19 protein-coding genes are annotated in these 19,794 nt (G+C 69.0%); 6 read left to right on the top strand and 13 right to left on the bottom strand.

Features of this window, described 5'->3' with window-relative positions; translation table 11 throughout:
- Nucleotides 1-13 precede the first annotated feature (13 nt).
- Nucleotides 14-772, top strand: a complete 759-nt coding sequence (locus MKK58_RS06625) for a competence/damage-inducible protein A (RefSeq protein WP_243911313.1) — start codon at nt 14-16, stop codon at nt 770-772.
- A 219-nt stretch (nt 773-991) separates the two neighbouring features.
- On the opposite strand, the gene MKK58_RS06620 is transcribed toward MKK58_RS06625, so the two are convergent.
- Nucleotides 992-1,171: a hypothetical protein gene (locus MKK58_RS06620; RefSeq protein ID WP_243911312.1), complete on the bottom strand. Its 180-nt coding sequence runs from the start codon at nt 1,169-1,171 to the stop codon at nt 992-994.
- A 264-nt stretch (nt 1,172-1,435) separates the two neighbouring features.
- On the opposite strand from MKK58_RS06620, the gene MKK58_RS06615 reads away from it, so the two are divergent.
- Entirely contained in the window at nt 1,436-2,302 is an 867-nt protein-coding gene (locus tag MKK58_RS06615; protein WP_243911311.1) for an outer membrane protein, read from the top strand.
- A gap of 153 nt (nt 2,303-2,455) precedes the next feature.
- On the opposite strand, the gene MKK58_RS06610 is transcribed toward MKK58_RS06615, so the two are convergent.
- The 9 genes from MKK58_RS06610 to MKK58_RS06570 all read right to left on the bottom strand — a co-directional run bounded on the left by MKK58_RS06610 (nt 2,456) and on the right by MKK58_RS06570 (nt 13,499).
- The gene (locus MKK58_RS06610) at nt 2,456-2,890 is read right to left on the bottom strand and encodes a GlcG/HbpS family heme-binding protein (RefSeq protein WP_243911310.1); all 435 of its coding nucleotides are present in this window, start codon (nt 2,888-2,890) and stop codon (nt 2,456-2,458) included.
- Nucleotides 2,891-3,097: 207 nt separating this feature from the next.
- Nucleotides 3,098-4,072 (bottom strand): HpcH/HpaI aldolase/citrate lyase family protein, encoded by a 975-nt coding sequence (locus MKK58_RS06605; RefSeq protein WP_238279725.1) that lies wholly within the window; start codon nt 4,070-4,072, stop codon nt 3,098-3,100.
- A 130-nt stretch (nt 4,073-4,202) separates the two neighbouring features.
- Complete coding sequence (locus MKK58_RS06600; protein WP_243911309.1) at nt 4,203-6,962, bottom strand: phosphoenolpyruvate carboxylase; 2,760 nt, start codon at nt 6,960-6,962, stop codon at nt 4,203-4,205.
- A gap of 253 nt (nt 6,963-7,215) precedes the next feature.
- On the bottom strand, nt 7,216-8,109 hold the full coding sequence (gene sucD, locus MKK58_RS06595) for a succinate--CoA ligase subunit alpha (RefSeq protein ID WP_243911308.1): 894 nt from the start codon (nt 8,107-8,109) through the stop codon (nt 7,216-7,218).
- Nucleotides 8,110-8,126: 17 nt separating this feature from the next.
- The gene (locus MKK58_RS06590) at nt 8,127-9,305 is read right to left on the bottom strand and encodes a malate--CoA ligase subunit beta (RefSeq protein ID WP_243911307.1); all 1,179 of its coding nucleotides are present in this window, start codon (nt 9,303-9,305) and stop codon (nt 8,127-8,129) included.
- 228 nt (nt 9,306-9,533) lie between these two features.
- Nucleotides 9,534-10,175 (bottom strand): methenyltetrahydrofolate cyclohydrolase, encoded by a 642-nt coding sequence (fchA, locus tag MKK58_RS06585; RefSeq protein WP_243911306.1) that lies wholly within the window; start codon nt 10,173-10,175, stop codon nt 9,534-9,536.
- A 5-nt stretch (nt 10,176-10,180) separates the two neighbouring features.
- Nucleotides 10,181-11,041 (bottom strand): NADP-dependent methylenetetrahydromethanopterin/methylenetetrahydrofolate dehydrogenase, encoded by an 861-nt coding sequence (locus tag MKK58_RS06580; RefSeq protein ID WP_243911305.1) that lies wholly within the window; start codon nt 11,039-11,041, stop codon nt 10,181-10,183.
- A gap of 211 nt (nt 11,042-11,252) precedes the next feature.
- Nucleotides 11,253-12,191: a D-2-hydroxyacid dehydrogenase gene (locus tag MKK58_RS06575; protein ID WP_243911304.1), complete on the bottom strand. Its 939-nt coding sequence runs from the start codon at nt 12,189-12,191 to the stop codon at nt 11,253-11,255.
- A 99-nt stretch (nt 12,192-12,290) separates the two neighbouring features.
- Complete coding sequence (locus MKK58_RS06570) at nt 12,291-13,499, bottom strand: aminotransferase class V-fold PLP-dependent enzyme (protein ID WP_243911303.1); 1,209 nt, start codon at nt 13,497-13,499, stop codon at nt 12,291-12,293.
- A 590-nt stretch (nt 13,500-14,089) separates the two neighbouring features.
- Here MKK58_RS06570 and MKK58_RS06565 point away from each other — a divergent pair.
- From MKK58_RS06565 to MKK58_RS06555, 3 genes are all read left to right on the top strand, one after another.
- Nucleotides 14,090-14,908: a UDP-2,3-diacylglucosamine diphosphatase gene (locus MKK58_RS06565; protein ID WP_243911302.1), complete on the top strand. Its 819-nt coding sequence runs from the start codon at nt 14,090-14,092 to the stop codon at nt 14,906-14,908.
- Nucleotides 14,905-15,975 (top strand): glycosyltransferase family 4 protein, encoded by a 1,071-nt coding sequence (locus tag MKK58_RS06560; RefSeq protein ID WP_243911301.1) that lies wholly within the window; start codon nt 14,905-14,907, stop codon nt 15,973-15,975. The genes MKK58_RS06565 and MKK58_RS06560 overlap by 4 nt, the downstream gene beginning before the upstream one ends.
- A 66-nt stretch (nt 15,976-16,041) precedes the next feature.
- Complete coding sequence (locus tag MKK58_RS06555; RefSeq protein ID WP_243911300.1) at nt 16,042-16,671, top strand: ribonuclease HII; 630 nt, start codon at nt 16,042-16,044, stop codon at nt 16,669-16,671.
- On the opposite strand, the gene MKK58_RS06550 is transcribed toward MKK58_RS06555, so the two are convergent.
- Nucleotides 16,637-17,761 (bottom strand): PA0069 family radical SAM protein, encoded by a 1,125-nt coding sequence (locus tag MKK58_RS06550; protein WP_243911299.1) that lies wholly within the window; start codon nt 17,759-17,761, stop codon nt 16,637-16,639. The two genes, MKK58_RS06555 and MKK58_RS06550, sit on opposite strands and share 35 nt — an antisense overlap.
- Before the next feature lie 162 nt (nt 17,762-17,923).
- Between MKK58_RS06550 and MKK58_RS06545 the strand changes: the two genes are divergently transcribed.
- Nucleotides 17,924-18,445 carry a hypothetical protein gene (locus MKK58_RS06545; protein WP_243911298.1) on the top strand — a complete coding sequence of 174 codons (522 nt, stop codon included), beginning with the start codon at nt 17,924-17,926 and terminating at the stop codon, nt 18,443-18,445.
- A 57-nt stretch (nt 18,446-18,502) separates the two neighbouring features.
- Here the strand turns inward: MKK58_RS06545 and MKK58_RS06540 are convergent, their stop codons facing one another.
- Together MKK58_RS06540 and MKK58_RS06535 are read right to left on the bottom strand one after the other, a co-directional pair.
- Nucleotides 18,503-18,742 (bottom strand): hypothetical protein, encoded by a 240-nt coding sequence (locus MKK58_RS06540; protein WP_238282816.1) that lies wholly within the window; start codon nt 18,740-18,742, stop codon nt 18,503-18,505.
- Between the two features lie 139 nt (nt 18,743-18,881).
- Nucleotides 18,882-19,760 carry an SDR family oxidoreductase gene (locus MKK58_RS06535; protein WP_243911297.1) on the bottom strand — a complete coding sequence of 293 codons (879 nt, stop codon included), beginning with the start codon at nt 19,758-19,760 and terminating at the stop codon, nt 18,882-18,884.
- Nucleotides 19,761-19,794 lie beyond the last annotated feature (34 nt).

Raw genomic sequence — 19,794 nt, 5'->3', positions numbered from 1 at the left:
CCCCGGATCTACCGTGCCCGCACCCATCGAACCCGCCGCCGTCACCGCTGCCGTCCTGGTCATCGGCGACGAGATCCTGTCCGGGCGCACCAAGGACAAGAACATCGGCTCCATCGCGGATTATTGCACCGCCATCGGCGTCGACCTGAAGGAAGTCCGCATCGTGCCCGACGAGGCCGACCGCATCGTCGCGGCGATCAACGCTCTGCGCGAATCCTACACCTACCTCTTCACCACCGGCGGCATCGGCCCGACCCACGACGACATCACGGCCGACTGCGTGGCTGCCGCCTTCGGGGTGACGATCGACGTCGACCCCCGGGCGAAGGCGATGTTGCTGGAGCGCCACAGGCCAGAGGATCTGAACGAAGCGCGCCTGCGCATGGCGCGCATCCCGGCCGGGGCCGACCTCATCGCCAACCCCGTTTCCAAGGCGCCGGGCTTCCGCCTGGGCAACGTCATCGTCATGGCAGGCGTCCCGGGAATCATGCAGGCGATGCTCGACAATGTCGGCCCGACCCTGGCGACCGGCGCCAAGGTCCTGTCGGAGACCATCGAGGCCGGCAACCTGCCCGAGGGCAACTACGCGGGTGGTCTGGCGACCATCGCCAAGGCGCACGCGACGGTCTCGATCGGCTCCTATCCGTCGATGACACCGAACGGATTTGCCAATCGCATCGTCGTGCGCGGGCGCGATGCCGCCGCGCTGGCGGCCGCACGGGCCGACGTGGACGCGCTCCTCAACGGGTTGCGCAGCGGCATCTCTGCCTGACCGTTCACAGTCGCATGACGCTTTTCCCTCGACGACCCCTGAAGCGGATGCGGAGGGTTCTCCGAGCAGAAGGGCGCCGAGGGTGAACTCTCAATCGGCGACTGGAAAGTCTCGCCGCTCGTCGGAGGTTCGAACACGGGCATCGGCGGCGTAAGGGTGGAAACTTCAGCGAGATCCAACCGGAAGAACCGCCCGGGCCAGCCGGCACGAGGCTTCGGTTCAGGCGCGAACGACGCTCTTGCCCTTCACCGCAGCGGCGAGAGCCTTCAGGTTGCGGTTCAGGTCCGCGATCTCGTTCAGCGCGATCGTCTTGTGGCCATCCTTGACGGCGCGCTCGATGTCGCTGACCTGGTCGGCGGCGATACGCTTCAGTTCGGCGGCGAGTTGGTCCCGTGTCATCGTCGCTCCCGTCACGGTTGGAAAACGTCCCCGAGCGGTTTAGCCCAACGTACTTAACCGGCCGTTCACGTATCCCGCGACGCGCCGTTCGGGGCCGCAGGCTTTTCGCGCATCGCGCATCATGCGGCGGTTTAAGCTTTCCGGAAGCGCGACTTTGTGCGTCGGCGAACGCATCTGTGGTTGGGTGTGGCTTGGCGGGCATAGTCCGTGCCGGCGGGGCGAGCTAGCGTGACGGTCAAGCCTCGGATTTCGGAACCCACCGTGATGATCAAGAAGTTTCTCCTGGCCGGCGTCGCCTCGCTGGTCGCCATCGGTGCGGCCTCGGCCGCCGACCTGCCGCGCCGCCAGGCGCCGCCGCCGGTCTTCACGCCCATCCCGGTCTTCACCTGGACCGGCTTCTACCTCGGCACCCACAGCTCGTACGCGTTCAGCGACCGCCAGAACATCCGCACCACCGGCAACGATGCGCTGACGCAGACCAACGTCGCCCTCAACCGGCGTCCGCAGAACTTCCGCTCCGAGCAGGACGGCATCGGCAACGTCGGTGGCGGCATCGGCTACAACTATCAGTTCACCCCGGGCTCCGGCTTCGTCATCGGCGTCAACGCCGACGTGACCTGGACCGACATCAGCAAGCGTTACGGCTACCTCGGTCCCTTGACCCCCCTGAACCCGGTGCTGCGCGATCCCGCGACCTTCCGCCAGCGCCTCGACTACCTGGGCACCGTGCAGGGCCGCCTCGGCTACGCCTTCGACCGGTTCCTGGTCTACGGAACCGGCGGCTTCGCCTACGGCAGCGTCGATTACCGCGCCGACTTCTTCACCGGCACCAACGTCCTGGCCTATTCGGGCCGCTACAACGAGATGCAGACGGGTTACGCTTACGGCGGCGGCATCGAGTACGCGATCCCCACCGACAGCTTCCTGAACCGCTTCAACTTCATCGGCAGCCTGCTCGGCGCCAGCGCCATCACGCTGAAGGCCGAGTACCTCCACTACGACCTCGGCAGCCGCAACGTCATCGTGAACAATGTCGGCCTCCCCGCCGCCACGGGCTCCTACACCTCGCGCTTCGAGACCTCGGGCAACATTATCAAGGCCGGCTTCAACTACAAGTTCGGCGGCCTCTGAGGAGACCGCGCTCCGGCTCCCTCGCGGGGCCGGAGCGTACGACGAAAGAAGGCCCCGCTCTCGCGAGCGGGGCCTTCTTTCGTTCCGGTCGTGCGCAGGCAAACCGGCCGGGGAACGCACGAGTCCGGTCGCCCCGGCCCGCGCGTCGGCCCCTCAGGTGCGCCAGGGATGGGCCGGCAGTTCAGTGGCTCCGATGGAGCTGGCGCCTGCCAGGGCCACGGCGTGGTCGTTCTCCACGGTGGAGCCGCTGACGCCGATGGCGCCGGACATCTCGCCGTCCTTGTCCACGATCGGGATGCCGCCCGGGAAGGTGATGAGCCCGTCGTTCGAATGCTCGATGCCGTAGAGCGGGCCGCCGGGCTGCGAGAGCTGGCCGATCTGCCCCGTGGTCATCCCGAAGAAGACGGAGGTCTTCGCCTTCTTGTGCGCGATGTCGATGGAGCCGACCCAGGCGCCGTCCATCCGGTAGAAGGCCTTGAGGTTGCCGCCGGAATCCACGACGGCGATGCACATCTGCGTGTCGAGTTCCACGGCCTTGGCGCGGGCGGCCTCGATGGCCTTGTGTGCGTCTTCGATGGTCACGTGCATGGTGGCTCTCCCTGGATACCCGGTGGGGTCTCGTGTCGTGCGGCCGGTTTCCGGCGATGCCGCCGGGGGCCGTTCGGCGGACGGTTCGTGGCGTGACCCGGTCTCGGGTTGCGCCGCGTGCCGCGCACCAAACAAAAGGGCCGCCCCCTCAGGGGCGGCCGAGTTACGGGTCCTGGCTAGGGGTCAGGCCGGCGATCGGCCGAACCCTCAGCTGGCGGACATCGCGTTGGCCTTCTCGATCAGCGCCTCGGCCATGCGGATCGAGGCGATGTCGATGAGGCGGCCGTCGAGGGAGACGGCGCCGCGGCCGGCCTTGGCGGCCTCTTCCATGGCCTCGAGGATGCGGCGGGCCTTGGTGACCTCGGCCTCGGAGGGGGTGAAGACCTCGTTGGCGAGATCGATCTGGCTCGGGTGGATCGCCCACTTGCCCTCGAAGCCCAGGGCCGCGCAGCGGCGGGCGGCGGAGGTGTAGCCGTCCGGATCGGAGAAGTCGCCGAAGGGGCCGTCGATCGGGCGCAGGCCGTAGGCGCGGCAGGCGATCAGCATGCGGTTCTGGGCGAACAGCCAGGGGTCCTGCCAATGGGTCTCGCGGTTGCCGGCCTCGTCCTTGTCGGTGAGCACCGAGAAGTCCTTGTTCACGCCGCCGATGACGGTGGAGCGGGCGCGGGTCGAGGCGGCGTAGTCGGCCACACCGAAGGACATGGCCTCCAGGCGCTTCGAGGAGGTGGCGATCGCCTCCACGTTGGCCATGCCCAGGGCCGTCTCGATCAGCACCTCGAATCCGATCTTCTTCTCGCGCTTCTTGGCCTGCTCGATCTGGGTGGTGAGCACGTCGATGGCGTAGACGTCGGCGGGCACGCCGACCTTGGGGATCAGGATCATGTCGAGGCGCGGGCAGGCCTCAACGATATCGACGACGTCGCGGTACATGTAGTGGGTGTCGAGACCGTTGATGCGGATCATCATGGTCTTGGTGCCCCAATCCAGGTCGTTGAGCGCCTGGATGATGTTCTTGCGTGCCTGCTCCTTGTCGTCCGGGGCCACCGCGTCCTCGAGGTCGAGGAAGATCACGTCGGCCTTGGAGCTGGCGGACTTCTCCATGAAGGTCGGGTTGGAGCCCGGGACGGCGAGTTCCGAACGGTGGAGGCGCGGGGTCGCCTGCTGGATCAGGGTGAAGCTCATTGGGTATCCTTCCTAAGGCAAGTGTTCTGGACGTTCATGAGACCCGAGAGTCGGGCCACCATATCGATGGAGGCGCCGGGGCGCGCCGGCCCATGGACCGCGACGCGCCTCCGACAACCTGACAAGTTCGTCATCCGGTCGCGCCGAAGCCGACCGCAATGCAGTTGATCGAGAGCAGCAGGGCGGATTTCACCGCCTCGCGCTGGTCCTCGTCCTGCTCGGAGCGGAAGCGGCGCAGCAGCTCCACCTGCTCGCGGCTGACCTGGTTGATGGTCGGGAGCCGTCCGTTCAGGCGGTCCCGGAACAGGGGGAAGCGCTCGGCGAGTTCGCTGCCGCCGCTGACCCGCAGGGCCATCTCGCGGGTCAGCGCATACTCGGCCTCGATCAGCGGGAAGATGCTGTTGCGGGCCCCCTCGTCGGGCACGAGACTCGCGTAATCGCGGGCGATCTCAAGATCGACCATGAGCAGCGTCTTCTCGACCTCGTCGAGGATCAGGCGGAAGGGCTTCGATTCGGAAAAGAGCCGCTTCAGCTGCGCCTCGCCCTGCGCGCCGCGGACGTCGAGGAAGCTCTTGAGGCCCGAACCGACGCCGTACCAGCCCGTGATGACGTGCCTGTTCTGGGACCAGGCGAAGACCCAGGGAATCGCCCGGAGGTCGGAGAGCGAGCGGGCGCCGAAGCGGCGGGCCGGGCGCGAGCCGATGTTGAGGAGGGCGATCTCGTCCAGCGGGCTCGCGGCGCCGAAATAGGTCACGAGATCGGGGTGCTGGATCAGGTTGACGTAGGCCGCCCGCGAGGCGCCGCTGAGCGCCTCCAGGCAATCGTCGAACTCGCTGCGGGGGGTACCGCCGGCCTCACGCTCCGACTTCAGGGCGTGCTGGAACACGGACGAGGCCAGGAGCTCCATCTGGTACGCGGCGGTGCCCCGGTTGGCGTACTTGAACGAGACGACCTCGCCCTGCTCCGTGGTGCGGAAGCGCCCGTTGATCGAGCCCGGCGGCTGGGCCGCGATGGCCCGGGCCGTGGGGGCGCCGCCACGGCTCACCGAGCCGCCGCGCCCGTGGAAGAAGGCGATCGGCACGCCGGCGGCCTTGCCGAGCTGGGTCAGCTTGTCCTGAGCCTTGTAGAGTTCCCAGTTCGAAGCGACGAAGCCGCCGTCCTTGTTCGAATCCGAGTAGCCGATCATCACCTCCTGGACGCCGCCCTGCCAGCGGGTGGAGCGGCGCACGACGGGGATCGAGAACAGCTCCTTCATGATGGCGGGGGCGGCGCGCAGATCGTCGATGGTCTCGAACAGCGGCACGATGGGCAGGCAGCAGATCTCGGTGCCGGTGGCATCGAGGAAGTTGCCGGCCTCCTTGGCGAGCAGGTAGGCGCCCAGGATGTCCTGCACGGAGCGGGTCATCGACAGAATAAAGGCGCCGAAGGCCTCGCGGTCGAGCTGCGCGCGCATCTCGCCGACCAGCGCGAAGGTCTCCAGGGTCTCGCGGGCGTCGTCGGGCAGGTTCTCGAAGCTGCGCTCGCCCTGGCGGGGCTTGGCCAGCTCGGCGAGCAGCCAAGCCTTCCACTCCGGCGAATCGATATCCGGCGGCGTCCGGTTCTGCCCGTTGGCCTGCTGCCACAGAGCCTGCAGGGTCTTGGTGGTGCGGGTGGTGTTTTCGCGAAGATCCAGCCGGACCGTGGAGAAGCGGAAGATCTCCGCCATGCGCCGCACCGGTCGCACGAGATCGACGGCGAGCGACGGGCACTTCGCGTCGGCCAGGCCCTGCTCCAGGGTGCGCAGATCGTTGATCAGGCCGTCGGCGCTCGGATAGTCCGGCCCCGTCGAGCGCTGGCCCTTGTTGCGCAGGATGGTCGCTTCGAGCTTGCGCAGGACGCAGGTGAGGAATTGGCGATAGGCCTCGCCGGGGTTGCGGCTGGCGATGGCGCGGCCGTCGCCGCTCTCGGCGAGCATCTGCGCCAGCGCGGCCTTGAAGGTTTCCGGCACCGGCAGCGAGCGCTCGGTCAGCGAGAGCGTGCGGCCGAGTGCGGTGACGCCGTCGCGGTAGCGCCGGAGGGAGGCGAGCGCGTTGCGCTGCAGGGTGGCGCGGGTGACCGAGGAGGTTACGTAGGGGTTGCCGTCGCGGTCGCCGCCGATCCACGAGCCGAACTGGAAGAATGGCGGCACCTCGAACTTCTCGTCCGGGTAGTATTGCGCCAAGCTCTCCTCCAGGGAGTAGAGCACCTCGGGCAGCATCTCGAACAGGGTCTCGTCGAAGAAGTGCAAGCCCCAGGCGACCTCGCGCTCGACGGTGGCCTTCTCCAGATGGAGTTCGCCCGTCATCCAGACGAGCTCGATCTGGTCGCGCAGCTCGTTCATCAGGCCGTTGCGCTCGCGCTCGGTCCAGCGCGGCAGTTCGAGTTCGCGCAGCACGAGATAGATGCGGCGGAACTTCTCCAGCACGGTGACGCGCTTGCCCTCGGTGGGGTGCGCGGTGATCGTCGGGCGGATGCGCAGGTCCTTGAGGAGCGCGTGGATCTCCGGGGCCTTGATGCCGCTCGCGGCCGCCTCGGACAGGACGGCGCTGAAGCTGCCGCCCAAGGCCTCGCGGCCCTTGGTACGCTCGACCTGACGGCGCCGGCGCATGGCCGCGTTCTGCTCGGCGATGGAGAGGAGCTGAAACCAGATGCCCTGCACCTGGAGGGCGCGCGCGAGGAGCTCGGGCGAGAATTCGGAGATGTTGGCGCGCCCGTGCAGCACGTCCTCGAGCTCGGGCTCGTGCCGGCGGGCCACGGCGAGCAGGGCGTGGAACAGGATGTCGAGGGCTTCCTTCGACGAGGTGCCCGTGATCACGGGCGGCGCGAAGGTGTGGTCGACGGCTCCGACCGGGGCGTGCAGGGTATCCGTCATGGGGCCACCTTGAGGAAAGTTCTTCGCCGACTGACCGCGACGGAAGCGGGCGATGGGAAGGCGGTGACGTGTGCGATCGAGTGTTGAGCGTTGGGCGCGTTCCCCCTCCCTTCTGCGGGAGAGGGTGGCGCGCGAAGCGGGTCGGGTGAGGGGGCGACCGGTCCGGAGGTGGCGCTCCCCTCTTGCGGGACGTCGTCTCGGCCCGCCTGCTCCGCAGGCACCCTCCCCCGCGAAGGGGGAAGGGTCCTGGAGGTCAGGCCGCCAGCTTGCGCATGACCTGAGCCACTGTCGTGCCGAACTCGCCGGGGCTCGGGGCCACGGTCAGCCCGTAGGAGCGCATGATCTCGGCCTTCTCGGCGGCCGAGTCGCCGGTTGCCGAGATGATCGCGCCGGCATGGCCCATGCGGCGCCCCTTCGGGGCGGTGAGGCCGGCGACGAAGCCGACCACGGGCTTCGTCATGTGCTCCTTGATCCAGGCGGAGGCCTCCGCCTCCTGGGGACCGCCGATCTCGCCGATCATCAGCACGGCCTTGGTGTCCGGGTCCTGCTCGAACAGGGCGAGGTGGTCGAGGAAGGAGGAGCCGTTGATCGGGTCGCCGCCGATGCCCACCGAGGTGGTGATGCCGATGCCTTCGGCCTTCATCTGCGCGGCGGCCTCGTAGCCCAGCGTGCCGGAGCGCGAGATCACGCCGACATTGCCCTGCAGGTAGATGTGGCCCGGCATGATGCCGAGCATCGACTTTCCGGGCGAGATGATGCCGGCGCAGTTCGGGCCCACCACCATGGTGCGCTTATCCTTGGGGTAGCGGCGCAGATACCGCTTCACCCGCATCATGTCCTGGGCCGGGATGCCGTCGGTGATCGAGCAGATCAGGCTGAGCCCCGCATCGGCCCCTTCCATGATCGCGTCGGCCGCGAAGGGCGGGGCCACGAAGGTGATGGAGGTGGTCGCACCCGTGGCCTCCACGGCCTCCTTGACGGTGTTGAACACCGGCACGCCGAGATGCGTCTTGCCGCCCTTGCCCGGGGTGACGCCGGCGACCACGTTGGAGCCGTACGCCATCATTTCCTGGGCGTGGAAGGTGCCCTTGTCGCCCGTGATGCCCTGGATCAGGATCGGGGTCTTCTCGTCGATCAGGATGCTCATCGCGTGTCCTCCCCGGTTCAGCGGTTACGTTTGGCGTCGTCGCAGGCCTTCACGGCCTTGGCGGCGGCATCCGACAGGCTGTCGGCGGTGATGAGGTCGAGGCCGCTCTCGGCCAGGATCTTCTGACCTGCCTCGACATTCGTGCCGGCGAGCCGGACGATGAGCGGCACGTCGATCTTCACCTCGCGCGCCGCCTGGATCACGCCCTGGGCGACCCAATCGCAGCGGTTGATGCCTGCGAAGATGTTGACGAGGATCGCCTTGACGTTGCGGTCCGAGAGCACGAGCCGGAAGGCCGTGGCCACCCGGTCCGGCGAGGCGCCGCCGCCGACATCCAGGAAGTTCGCGGGCTCGCCGCCGGCGTGCTTGATCATGTCCATGGTGGCCATGGCCAAGCCGGCGCCGTTGACGATGCAGCCGATCTCGCCTTCGAGGCCGATATAGGAGAGGTTGTGCTCGGCGGCCTGGGCCTCGCGCGGGTCGCCCTGCGAGGGGTCGTGCATGTCGGCGATGTTGCGGCGCCGGAACATGGCGTTGTCGTCGAAGGACATCTTGGCGTCGAGCGCCAGCACCCGGTCGTCCTTGGTGACGACGAGGGGGTTGATCTCCAGCATGGTGCCGTCGCAATCGCGGAACGCCCGGTAGGCGTTCATGATCGTCTTCACGGCGGCCGAGACCTGCTTGATGTTCAGGCCGAGCTGGAACGCGATCTCGCGGGCCTGGAACTGCTGCAGGCCCACCGCCGGCTCGACGACCACCTGGATCAGGGCCTCGGGCTCGTTGGCGGCGATCTCCTCAATGTCCATGCCGCCGCGCTGGGAGGCGATGACGCGGACCCGCTCGGCCTTCCGGTCGAGGACGTAGCCGAGGTAGAGTTCGCGCTCGAACGGGTCGGCGGTCTCGACGTAGATGCGCTGGACGGGCTTGCCCTCGGGTCCGGTCTGGACCGTCACCAGGCGCTTGCCGAGGAGCTCCTTGGCGGCGTCGCGGACCTCGTTGTAGGTCCGGCAGAGCTTGATTCCGCCGGCCTTGCCGCGGGCGCCCGCGTGGATCTGGGCCTTCACCGCCCAGAACGAGCCGCCGAGCTCGGTGGCGGCATAGACCGCCTGATCGGCACTGAAGGCGACGGCGCCCTTCGGAACGGCGACGCCGAAACCGGCAAGCAGCTCCTTGGCCTGGTACTCGTGCACGTCCATGCGCGTTCTCCTCGACGTTTCTTCCCTTGGAAGGACTCTCTCGTAAATTTCACTTCACGGAAAGTCCCTGAGCATTTATATTTTTTTACATTGTGTTTCACTCTGCCTTGAAGGCGGTGAAACTGTATTCAGTTTGTACAAGAGCTGCTCCGATGGCGTCGGAAGCAGCTCTTGGTATATCAGATCACGCGATTCGACCTCGTGCGACGTCGTCTTCGAGGCGAAGGCTCAGTTCACTTTGGCCTTCACCACCTCGTAGATGGATTCGTTGAGCGGTCCGGCCGAGCCCAACAGGGTCTCGAGTTCGCTCAGGCGCGCCTCCGCGAAGGCGCGATCGTCGAGGCCCTTGGCGTTGACGTAGACGTTCAGCGCCGCGCTACGCAGGCCCGCATGGGCGGAGAGCACCGCCACGCCGGCATCCGAGATGACGTTGAGATTGCCCTTGTCGGCGACGGTCTGAGCGAGATCAATGACCTTGCGGCAGGCCCGGCAGCAGGCGAGCGGCACGTCGGTGGCGACCTTCAGGGCCGCCTGGATCGTTTCGGCCCGCACGGCCTTCTCGTCGTCCGTGCCCTTGGGCAGCCCGTAGGCCCCCATCACGGCGTCGAAGGCCTCGACGTCGTCGGCGATCATGCCGGTGAGCTCGGCGCGCAGGGCCTCGGACTGCCCGAGGATCTCCTTCAGCTCCGCCTCGACCTCGACGTACTTCTTCTTCCCGATGGTGAGGTTGCACACCATGCTGAGGAGGGCGGCGCCCATGGCGCCCGAGATGGCGGCCGCCCCGCCCCCGCCGGGGGTGGGGGCCGAGCTCGCCAGACCGTCGAGGAAGGTCTGGATGGTCTCGTTCGCGGCGTTCTCTTTGGCAGCCATGGCGGTCAGGCCATCTTCTTGGCGAGGGCGTAGATGTTCTCCGCGTCCAGCACCTGCTCGGTGTTGTCGAAGAGCTGGCCCACGCAGGCCCGGTGCAGCTTGAGCTTCAGGCCGCCGATGCCGAGGGCGCCGAAGACCTTCTTGCCGTGCCGGTCCTTGCCCTTGTCCATGGCCTCGATGCCGCCGAAGCCGAGCGGCGGCTGGGCGTTGTAGTCGGCGACGAACTCGATGCTGGCCTCGTCCTTCCAGGCGTCCTCTGGCAGGAGTTCGAGGCCGATGGCGCCGGCCGAGAAGACGATGTTCTGGCCCTTGACGATCGCCGCGCGGGAGGCAGCGTCGGGCGTCTCGGCGGCCTTGATGCTCACCTTGAAGCGCTTGTTGATCTGGTCCGCCGCAGCCTGCGCCTTGTCGAGGGAGCGTCCGCAGAGCGTCACCTCGGCGCCTTCCTGCGCGAGGAGTGCCGCCGAGCGCATGCCGACCGGGCCGGTGCCGGCCAGGACCACGGCCTTCTTGCCGGTCAGCGACCCGGCCGCCTTCTGGACCAGGGCGACGCCGGCGGCGGCGGTGGTGTTCGAGCCGTTCGAATCGAGCATGATCGAGACGCGGAACGGGCCGAAGAAGCGCTTCTTGACCGCCTCGAACACCGCCTCACCGGCCGCCATGCTGCCGCCGCCCACGAAGATCGCCGTGGACTTCTTCTCGGAGCCACCGCGGGTGTAGATCGTGCCGTCGACCAGGGCCCCGACATTGTCCGGGGTGACGTTGCCGTAGCCGGTGATGTGGTCCGCGCCGCCATCGTAGCCCACGACCACGTCGAACACGCTCGGGACGGTGTCGGTGTCGAATTGGAACAGCAGTTTTTTCATTTTTATGATCCCTGTCGGTCCCGCGCTCGGCGCGGCTGGCGTTTGGTTTTGATCGCCGATCGGCGCCTCGCCAATTCGGCTGTGTTCAGGAACGCGGCCCCCCTCCCCCTTGTGGGGAAGGTCAGGGGCGATTGGGTGACCCTGCCGCTTCGGAGGCCGGCGGAACCACCCCCACCCTCGATCCCTCCCCGCGAGGGGGGAGGGAGGAAACTCACACCACGTTCTGCGGCTTACCGGCGACGAAGGCCTCGACGTTGTCGACGAGCTGGTCGGCCAGGATCTGCATGGCTTCCTTGCTGGCCCAGGCCACGTGCGGCGTGACGATGAGGTTGGGCAGGTCAAGCTCGCAGAGGATGTTGCCGTTCTTCGGGGGCTCGGTCATCACCACGTCGAAACCGGCGCCGCCGATGGTGCCGGCCTTGAGGGCCTCGGCCAGGGCCTCCTCGTCAACGAGGCCGCCGCGCGCGGTATTGATGAGGAGCGCGTGCTTCTTCATCTTCGCGAGCTGTTCACGCCCGATCATGTTGCGGGTCTCGGGCGTCAGCGGCGCGTGCAGCGTGATGACGTCGGATTCGCGCAGGATCGTCTCGAAGTCGACGAGGCCCTCCTGGGGGAAGACGTCGTAGGCGATGACCGTCATGCCGAGCGCTTCGGCGCGCTTCGCGATGGACTTGCCGAGTGCCCCGTAGCCGACGATGCCGAGCGTCGAGCCCGCGATGTCGTGGATCGGGTAGTCGAAGTAGCAGAACTGGGTCGACTTCGCCCAATCGCCCCGGCGCACCGAATTCGCGTACGGAACGATGGCCCGGCGCAGGGCGAACATCAGGCCGATCACGTGCTCCGGCACGGTGTTGAAGGCGTAGCCGCGAATGTTGACGACGGTGATGCCCTGCGCCTTGGCGGCCTCCTTGTCGACCACGTCGGTGCCGGTGGCGGCCACCGCGATCAGCTTGAGGTCGGGGAGCTGCTTCAGGGTCTCGGCCCGCATCGGGACCTTGTTGATCAGCGCGATCTCGGCGCCTTTCAGGCGCTCGACGATCTCCTCCGGCGTCCAGGTCGACTCGTACTCGACGTAGTCGTGCGGAAAGTTGAATTCACGGACCTTGGCGTCCAGGGACTCGCGGTCGAGGAACACGATCTTCTTCGTCATGGAATCCTCTGGCCGATCCGGCCGGGTCACGGGTAGGGTCGATGGCGTGATACCGGGGCGGGCGCCCCACCCCGGTATCACAGGACAGGATGGGTGCTGTCAGGCCTTGGCGAGCGGGTTCTCGCGCAGGTAGCTCGACGCGGCGGCGACGCCGGAGCCCGGCTGCACCTTCACACCGTGGTCGAGCATCGCCATCTCGGCGCCCGCGATGGCACCCAGCAGCGACAGCTCGTTCATGTCACCGACGTGACCGATGCGGAAGACCTTGCCGGCGACTTGGCTCAGGCCCGCGCCGAGCGCCAGATTGTAGCGCACGTAAGCGTGCTTGATGATCGCGGCGGCGTCGACACCCTCGGGCACCAGGATGGCCGTGACCGTGTCGGAGTTCCACTTGGGCTCCTTGGCGCAGGTCTTCAGGCCCCAGGCGGCCACGGCCTGGCGGGTCGCCTCGCCGAGCACGTGGTGGCGGTGGTAGACGTTCTCGAGGCCTTCCTCGTTGAGGCAGGCCAGGGCCTCGCGCAGGCCGTAGAGGAGCGGCAGCGGCGGGGTGTAGGGGAAGTAACCGGCCGGGTTCTGCTTCTGGTGGTCGGCCCAGTCGAAGTAGACATGCGCGAGGCGGTCGTTCTGGCCCGACGAGGTGTCGGCGGCCTTGAGGGCCTTCTGGCTCACGCAGATCACGCCGAGGCCGGCGGGGAGCATCAGGCCCTTCTGCGAGCCCGCGATGGCGCAATCGACCTTCCACTCGTCCATCTTGAAGGGCAGCGAGCCGATCGACGAGACGCCGTCCACGAACAGCAGGGCCGGGTGACCGGCCGCGTCGATGGCCTTGCGCACGGCGCCGACATCGCTGGTGACGCCGGTGGCGGTCTCGTTATGGACCACCATAACGGCCTTGATCTCGTGGTTCTTGTCGGCGCGCAGGGCCTCGCCGATCCGCTCCGGGTTGGCACCCGTGCCCCACTCCTCGTCCTGCACCACGACCTCGAGGCCGAGGCGCTGGGCCATGTCGATCCAGAGATGGCTAAACTGGCCGAAGCGGGCGGCCAGCACCTTGTCGCCGCGCGACAGGGTGTTCGACAGGGCGGATTCCCAGATGCCGGTGCCGGAGGCCGGGAACAGGAAGATGGTGCCCTCGGTCGAGCCGTAGACCGCCTTCGTGTCCTGGAACAGCGGCTTGGTCAGGGCGGGGAAGTCCACCGAACGGTGATCCTCGGACTGGACCGTCATCGCGCGCATCACGCGATCCGGGATATTCGTCGGGCCCGGAACGAACAGGTGGTTCCGGCCGGGACGTCGCGTTGCCGCCATGGTGTTTTCTCCGTTTCTCACGTTGCGCCCGCACGGGCTCGCCGTGCGGCGCCAAGGATGCGCCGATGGTTGATGCGGCCCCCGCGGGCGGCCCCGGATCGGTCCGGATGCCCCGCGTGGCCGCTCGTCAGGTGAATCGTGGGACGATCTCGTTCGCGCCGTCCGGTGTTCGGGCGGGGGCCGGACGGAAACCCGCCGACGCCGAAGGACAACCTTCGACGCGCCTGCCCGCGCGCGGCACCGAATACCTCAAGCCACTTCTCCATGGGCCGGGGCGCGCGCTCGACACGCGCTCACCGCTGGGCCGTTTCAGCGTCGTCGTCCCCGGGGACGGCACCCTTAGTTCGCCTCGATGGGCTCCGGTCGTGCGTTGGCGAACGCGGACCGGTGGGGCACCTTGAGCGGGACTATGCCCCCCTTCAGCCCGAAAGGAAAACCCGAAATACTTGATCACAAATCAAAATTTTTTTCGTGGACGAGGGGCTTACGTCGCGGCGCGGCACGCCGGGCGCGGACCGGGCCGGCGTCATCAAACTGATACGGGAATCCGGTTTGGCTCGCCGGCATCGGAGGCTGTCCCGGAGGCGAGCGTGGGCGAAGAGACCGAGACGACCCGCGTCCGGACACTGTTCCTGTCCGACATGCATCTGGGCACCAAGGGTTGCCAGGCCGACCTGTTGCTCGAATTCCTGCGCGATTACGATGCGGACGAGATCTACCTCGTCGGCGACATCATCGACGGCTGGCAGCTCAAGTCCGGCTGGTACTGGCCCCAGAGCCACAACGATGTCGTTCAGAAGCTGATGCGCAAGGTGCGCAAGGGCTCGACGCTGGTCTACGTGCCGGGCAACCACGACGAGTTCCTGCGCGACTACATCGGCATGACATTCGGCGGCATCGAGATCGCCGACCAGCGCCTGCACGAGGCGGCCGACGGCAAGCGCTACCTCGTCATCCACGGCGACCAGTTCGACATGGTGGTGCGCCACGCCAAGTGGCTCGCCTATCTGGGCGACGGGGCCTACACCTTCGCGCTCTTCATCAACACCTACGTCAACACCGCGCGCCGCCGCCTCGGCCTCGCCTACTGGTCGCTCTCGGCCTGGGCCAAGCTCAAGGTGAAGAACGCGGTCAACTTCATCGGCAAGTTCGAGGAACTGCTCAGCGCCGAGGCCAAGCGCGTCGGGGCCGACGGGGTCATCTGCGGCCACATCCACCACGCGGCCAACCGGCAGATCGACGGGCTGACCTACCTGAACACCGGCGACTGGGTCGAATCCTGCACGGCCATCGTCGAGCATTACGACGGCACCATGGAGGTGCTGCACTATCCGAGCCTGCTACGCGCCCGCCTGCAAACCGCCGTGGTCGAGCGCCCGAGGCCGGACGGCGCCCGGGCCGTCGCGTGAGGCTGCTCATCGCCACGGATGCGTGGGCCCCCCAGGTCAACGGCGTCGTCCGCTCCCTGGAGAACATGGCGGCGGCCGGGGCCGCCTACGGCTTCGATCCGGTCTTCCTGACCCACCAGGACTTCGCCTCCCTGCCGCTGCCGGGCTACCCTGAGATCCGCCTCGCCTACGCCACCAAGCGGCACGTGGCGCGCCTGTGGGACACCTTGCGCCCGACCCACGTCCACATCGCCACGGAGGGCACGGTGGGCTACGCGACCCGGCGCTACTGCCTCGCCCATCGCCGGCCCTTCACCACGAGCTACCATACCCGGTTCCCCGAATACGTCTCGGCCCGGGCCCCCGTGCCCGAGGCCTGGAGCTACGCCTGGCTGCGCCGGTTCCACGGCGCCTCGAACGGCACCATGGTGTCCACGCCCTCCCTGGAGCGCGACCTCGCCGGGCGCGGCTTCACGAAGCTGATGCGCTGGACGCGGGGTGTCGACACCGAGCTGTTCCGGCCGCAGGCGTCGGAGCCGGCGGATTTCGCAGGCCTGCCGCGGCCGATCTTCCTGTCCGTGGGCCGGCTCGCGGTGGAGAAGAACCTGGACGCCTTCCTGCGCCTCGACCTGCCGGGCACCAAGGTGGTGGTCGGCGACGGGCCGGACCGACCCCGCCTCGCGGCCATCGACCCCCGGGCGCGCTTCCTCGGGACCCGGACGGGGGCCGACCTCGCCGCCCTCTACGCCGGGGCCGACGCCTTCGTGTTCCCGAGCCTGACCGACACGTTCGGCATCGTGCTGCTGGAAGCCCTGGCCTGCGGGGTGCCGGTGGCGGCCTTTCCCGTCACCGGCCCCCTCGACGTGATCGGCGACACCGGCGCCGGGGTGCTGGGGCACGACCTCGAGGCGGCGGCCCTCGCGGCCCTGACGATCCCCCGTGCGCGCTGCCGCGCCGAAGCCCTGCGCTACACCTGGGCCGAGAGCGCGCGCCAGTTCTACGACAACATCGCGCTGGCCCACGGCACCGCCCCCGTGCGGGCCCGGGCTCCCGGCGCGGCCCCCCGCAGTGTCGTGGGGATCGGCTGAGGCGTGGACCGTTCGGCGGGACCGGGCTAGGGAGGCGCACACCGCCCTCCCCTCGGAACCCGCCCGATGCCCCCGTTCGACCCGCGCCTGGCGGCGACCTACCCGGCGGTGATCGGCTGCGACGAGGTCGGGCGTGGGGCACTCTGCGGGCCCGTCGTCGTCGCGGCGGTCTGGTTCGACCCGGTCGCGTTCCCGCCCGACCTGCTCGCCCGCCTCGACGACAGCAAGCGCCTGAAGGCGGCCGAGCGGGCCGCGCTGACGCCCCTGATCCGGGACCACGCCCGCGTCGCCGTGGCGGCGGGCTCGCGCGCCCTCGTCGACCGGCTCAACGTGCGGGGCGCGACCCTCGACGCCATGCGGCGCGCCGTGCTGGCCCTCGGCCTCGCCGAACCCGTCCGGGTCGACGGGCGCGACCCGGTGCCGGGCCTCGCCCAGCCCTGCCGCGCGGTGATCGGCGGCGACCGGTTGGTGCCACAGATCGCCGCCGCCTCCATCGTGGCCAAGACACTGCGCGACGGGCTGATGCATCGTCTCGCCGGGCGCTACCCGGATTACGGCTGGGCCAGCAATGTCGGCTACGGCACGCGCGCGCACCTCGCCGGTCTGGCGGAGCGCGGGCGCTCGCCCCATCACCGCCTCAGCTTCACCCGCGCCTACGCCCTCAGAACAGGCTCAGCTGATCCGTCGGAACCCTGAACAGGTCGGTGCGCAGGCGCCGGCGCGTCTCGGGGTAGCCGAGGCGCCGCCGGGCGAGGCGCATGCGCTGGGCGATCAGGTCCGCGTAGGCGCCGGTACCGGTCATGCGGGTGCCGAAGGCCGCGTCGTAGGCCTTTCCGCCCCGGGCCGCCCGGACCAGCGACATGACGTGTGCTCGCCGGCCCGGCTCGTGCTCGGCGAACCAGTCGTCCACCAGGGCGTCGAGTTCGAGGGGCAGGCGCAGGAGGACGTGGCTCGCCTCCACCGCGCCGTGTGCGCGGGCGCGGGCCAGGATCGCCTCGATCTCGTGGTCGTTGAGCGAGGGGATGACCGGCGCCGCGATCACCATCACGGGAATGCCGGCCGCGCTGAGGCGGCCGATGGCGTCGAGGCGCCGCTCGGGATGCGGCGCCCGCGGCTCCAGCCGGCGCGCCAGCACCGGGTCGAGGGTCGTCACCGAGATCGCCACCTTTACCAGACCGTCCCGCGCGAGATCGGTGAGGAGGTCGAGGTCGCGCACGACGAGGTTCGACTTCGTCACGATCCCGACCGGGTGGCGGAAGCGCGCCAGAACCTCCAGCACCGCGCGGGTGACGCGATGCTCGCGCTCGATCGGCTGGTAGGGGTCGGTGGCGGTGCCGAGCGCGATGGTGGCCGGACTGTAGCCCGGCGCCGACAATTCCCGCGCGAGGAGCGCGCCGGCATTCACCTTCCGGAACAGCTTCGTCTCGAAATCGAGGCCCGGCGAGAGGCCCACATAGGCGTGGTTCGGCCGGGCGAAGCAGTAGACGCAGCCATGCTCGCAGCCCCGGTAGGGGTTGATCGAACGATCGAACGAGATGTCGGGCGAGGTGTTGCGGGTGATGAGCGTGCGGGCCTGCTCCGGCCGCACCTCGGTGCGCAGCGGCGCCGGCGCGTCGTCCCCGGGCCAGCCGTCGTCGAAGGCTTCCCGCCGTGCGGCCTCGTAGCGCCCGCTCGGATTGGCCGTGGCGCCCCGCCCCCGCCGTCCCGCGCCAAGGGGCGTCGTCTCGGCGAGGCGTCGTGCCGGTTCCGGCTCGAACGGGGCTGGGCGGGTCGCGTCTGGGGGCATCGGGCTATTCGTTCCGGGAAGGCGAACATAACATGAACACGGCATCGCCGGACTGCGGATATTTCAGGCAGATCGGCCGGCGCGCCGCATTTCCACCCCCCTGCCGGGGATGCGTCGCCATGCGACGGCTTTGCGCGACGCAAAAATGCGGTATGCGCGCGCATGCTCTCGGCTCTCATCTCCGTGGCCCGGCCCAACGACCCCGATGCCGTCGACCAGCTCGCCGATACCCTCGGCGCGCTGGTGGCGGGCGTCGCGGCGGGGCTCGTGGGCGATGCGGTGATCATCGTGCCGGCCCCCAACCCGACTATCGAGACCGTGGCGGAGGCGACCGGCGCCAAGGTGGTGCTGCGCGGGCGCGGCGCCTCGCCCTGGTCGGCGGGCGCCAGGGCCGCGCGGCGGGACTGGGTGCTCTGCCTGGAGGCCGGTGACGTTCCGGCCGAGGGCTGGATCCGCCTCCTCGACCGCTTCATCGGCACCGCCCGGCCGGAGGTTTCGCTGGCCCGCCTGCGCCGCCCCCATACCGGGCTGCCCGCGCGCATGGCCGCCCGGGGCGAGCGCGTCATCGGCGCGACCGCCCCGCGCCCCGGCGACCTCGTGCGGCGCGAGCGCCTGCTGGCCGGGCCAAAATTCAGCGGCCGCCTCAAGGCTCGGCCACTCGCGGCGCGCCTCGACCGGGCATGAAAAACCCGCCCCGGCAGAACCGGGACGGGCGACGACGTGCGACGCGGCGCGATGAGGTCAGTCGCAGCTCTCCTTCGTGACCGTCTTGCGGTCGCCGACGTCGTTTTCCTTGGTCACCGTCTTCGAGGAGCAGCCGTCGCTGGTCTCGCGGCGCTCGACCGTGCGGGTCTCGCTGGCCGGACGGTCGACGACGACGGTCTCTGGCGCCTCGCGGCGGATGACGGTCGTCTCGGCCTGTACGGCCGAAGCACCGAACAGCGTGGCCAGGGTCAGGGCGGCGATGATGGGGTTGCGCATGGACATCTCCCTCCAGGAAATCTGGAGCCCCAACGGCGCTCCGCCGGAATCCGTTCCGCAACATCCTGGCTCGAACTGCCGAATGCTCCCGCCTCGTGGCGCATCGGCCCGCGATGACTTGGCGGTCCCGGCGGCGACGTCAGGCCAGGGCAGTCGCGATAACGCTCGCCAGCGGGGTCGTCGGGCGCCCGATGAGGGTGCGCAGAGCGTGCCCGTCGTCGAACAGGGCGCCCTGCGCAGCGCCCGCGTCGGAATCCGCGAGCAGGCTCGCCACTCCGTCGGGAAGGCCGGCGGTGAGGAGAGCCGCCCGGTACTCCGGCGCCGGCAGGTCCTGATAGCGGATTGGCCGACCCGAGGCCTGCGCGGCCGCTGCGGCGAACGCATCTAGAGTGTAGGCCTCGTCCCCCGCCAGTTCGTAGACGCGCCCGCCCGCTGCCTCGGCGGTGAGCACGGCGGCGGCGGCCTCCGCGTAATCGGCGCGCGCGGCGCTGGCGATCCGCCCCGCGCCGGCACTGCCGAGCATGACCCCGTGCGCGAGGGCCGCCGGCAGGGAAGCCGTGTAGTTCTCCGTGTACCACCCGTTACGCAGGATCACGGCCGGCACCCCGGATTCCGCCAGGATCGCCTCGGTGGCGCGGTGCTCGCCGGCGAGCCCCAGGGGCGAGGTGTCCGCGCGCAGCAGGCTGGTATAGGCGATGAGCCCGATTCCGGCCCGGCCGGCCGCCGCGACGACGTTGCGGTGCTGGGGCACGCGCTGGCCGACCTCGCTGGAGGAGATCAGCAGCAGGCGGTCGACGCCCTCAAAGGCCTCCGCCAGGGTCTCGGGACGCGCGTAATCAGCGATCCGCACCGTGACGCCCTGGGTACGTAGGTCCTGCGCGGCCTGGGACTCGGCGTTCCTGACACCGGCGACGATCCAGGATGCCGGCACCCGGCGCAGGAGCGCCGCGACGACGAGGCGCCCGAGCTGGCCGCTCGCGCCGGTGATGAAAACTTTAGGGGAAAGGGTCTGGGACATGTCGCTGTGCCTCATGGTTCTCGATCCACACGAG

Source organism: Methylobacterium sp. J-078 (assembly GCF_022829285.1).
In the GTDB taxonomy this organism is placed as follows: domain Bacteria; phylum Pseudomonadota; class Alphaproteobacteria; order Rhizobiales; family Beijerinckiaceae; genus Methylobacterium.
This window is presented reverse-complemented; position numbering and strand designations above follow the sequence as displayed.

Bases quoted from the DNA above. Each gene is read 5' to 3' on its own strand.
- MKK58_RS06620 (WP_243911312.1), bottom strand. From the start codon at position 1,171: ATGACACGGGACCAACTCGCCGCCGAACTGAAGCGTATCGCCGCCGAC.
- MKK58_RS06615 (WP_243911311.1), top strand. From the start codon at position 1,436: ATGATCAAGAAGTTTCTCCTGGCCGGCGTCGCCTCGCTGGTCGCCATC.
- MKK58_RS06610 (WP_243911310.1), bottom strand. From the start codon at position 2,890: ATGCACGTGACCATCGAAGACGCACACAAGGCCATCGAGGCCGCCCGC.
- MKK58_RS06605 (WP_238279725.1), bottom strand. From the start codon at position 4,072: ATGAGCTTCACCCTGATCCAGCAGGCGACCCCGCGCCTCCACCGTTCG.
- MKK58_RS06600 (WP_243911309.1), bottom strand. From the start codon at position 6,962: ATGACGGATACCCTGCACGCCCCGGTCGGAGCCGTCGACCACACCTTC.
- sucD (WP_243911308.1), bottom strand. From the start codon at position 8,109: ATGAGCATCCTGATCGACGAGAAGACCCCGATCCTGATCCAGGGCATC.
- MKK58_RS06590 (WP_243911307.1), bottom strand. From the start codon at position 9,305: ATGGACGTGCACGAGTACCAGGCCAAGGAGCTGCTTGCCGGTTTCGGC.
- fchA (WP_243911306.1), bottom strand. From the start codon at position 10,175: ATGGCTGCCAAAGAGAACGCCGCGAACGAGACCATCCAGACCTTCCTC.
- MKK58_RS06580 (WP_243911305.1), bottom strand. From the start codon at position 11,041: ATGAAAAAACTGCTGTTCCAATTCGACACCGACACCGTCCCGAGCGTG.
- MKK58_RS06575 (WP_243911304.1), bottom strand. From the start codon at position 12,191: ATGACGAAGAAGATCGTGTTCCTCGACCGCGAGTCCCTGGACGCCAAG.
- MKK58_RS06570 (WP_243911303.1), bottom strand. From the start codon at position 13,499: ATGGCGGCAACGCGACGTCCCGGCCGGAACCACCTGTTCGTTCCGGGC.
- MKK58_RS06555 (WP_243911300.1), top strand. From the start codon at position 16,042: ATGCCCCCGTTCGACCCGCGCCTGGCGGCGACCTACCCGGCGGTGATC.
- MKK58_RS06550 (WP_243911299.1), bottom strand. From the start codon at position 17,761: ATGCCCCCAGACGCGACCCGCCCAGCCCCGTTCGAGCCGGAACCGGCA.
- MKK58_RS06545 (WP_243911298.1), top strand. From the start codon at position 17,924: ATGCTCTCGGCTCTCATCTCCGTGGCCCGGCCCAACGACCCCGATGCC.
- MKK58_RS06540 (WP_238282816.1), bottom strand. From the start codon at position 18,742: ATGCGCAACCCCATCATCGCCGCCCTGACCCTGGCCACGCTGTTCGGT.
- MKK58_RS06535 (WP_243911297.1), bottom strand. From the start codon at position 19,760: ATGTCCCAGACCCTTTCCCCTAAAGTTTTCATCACCGGCGCGAGCGGC.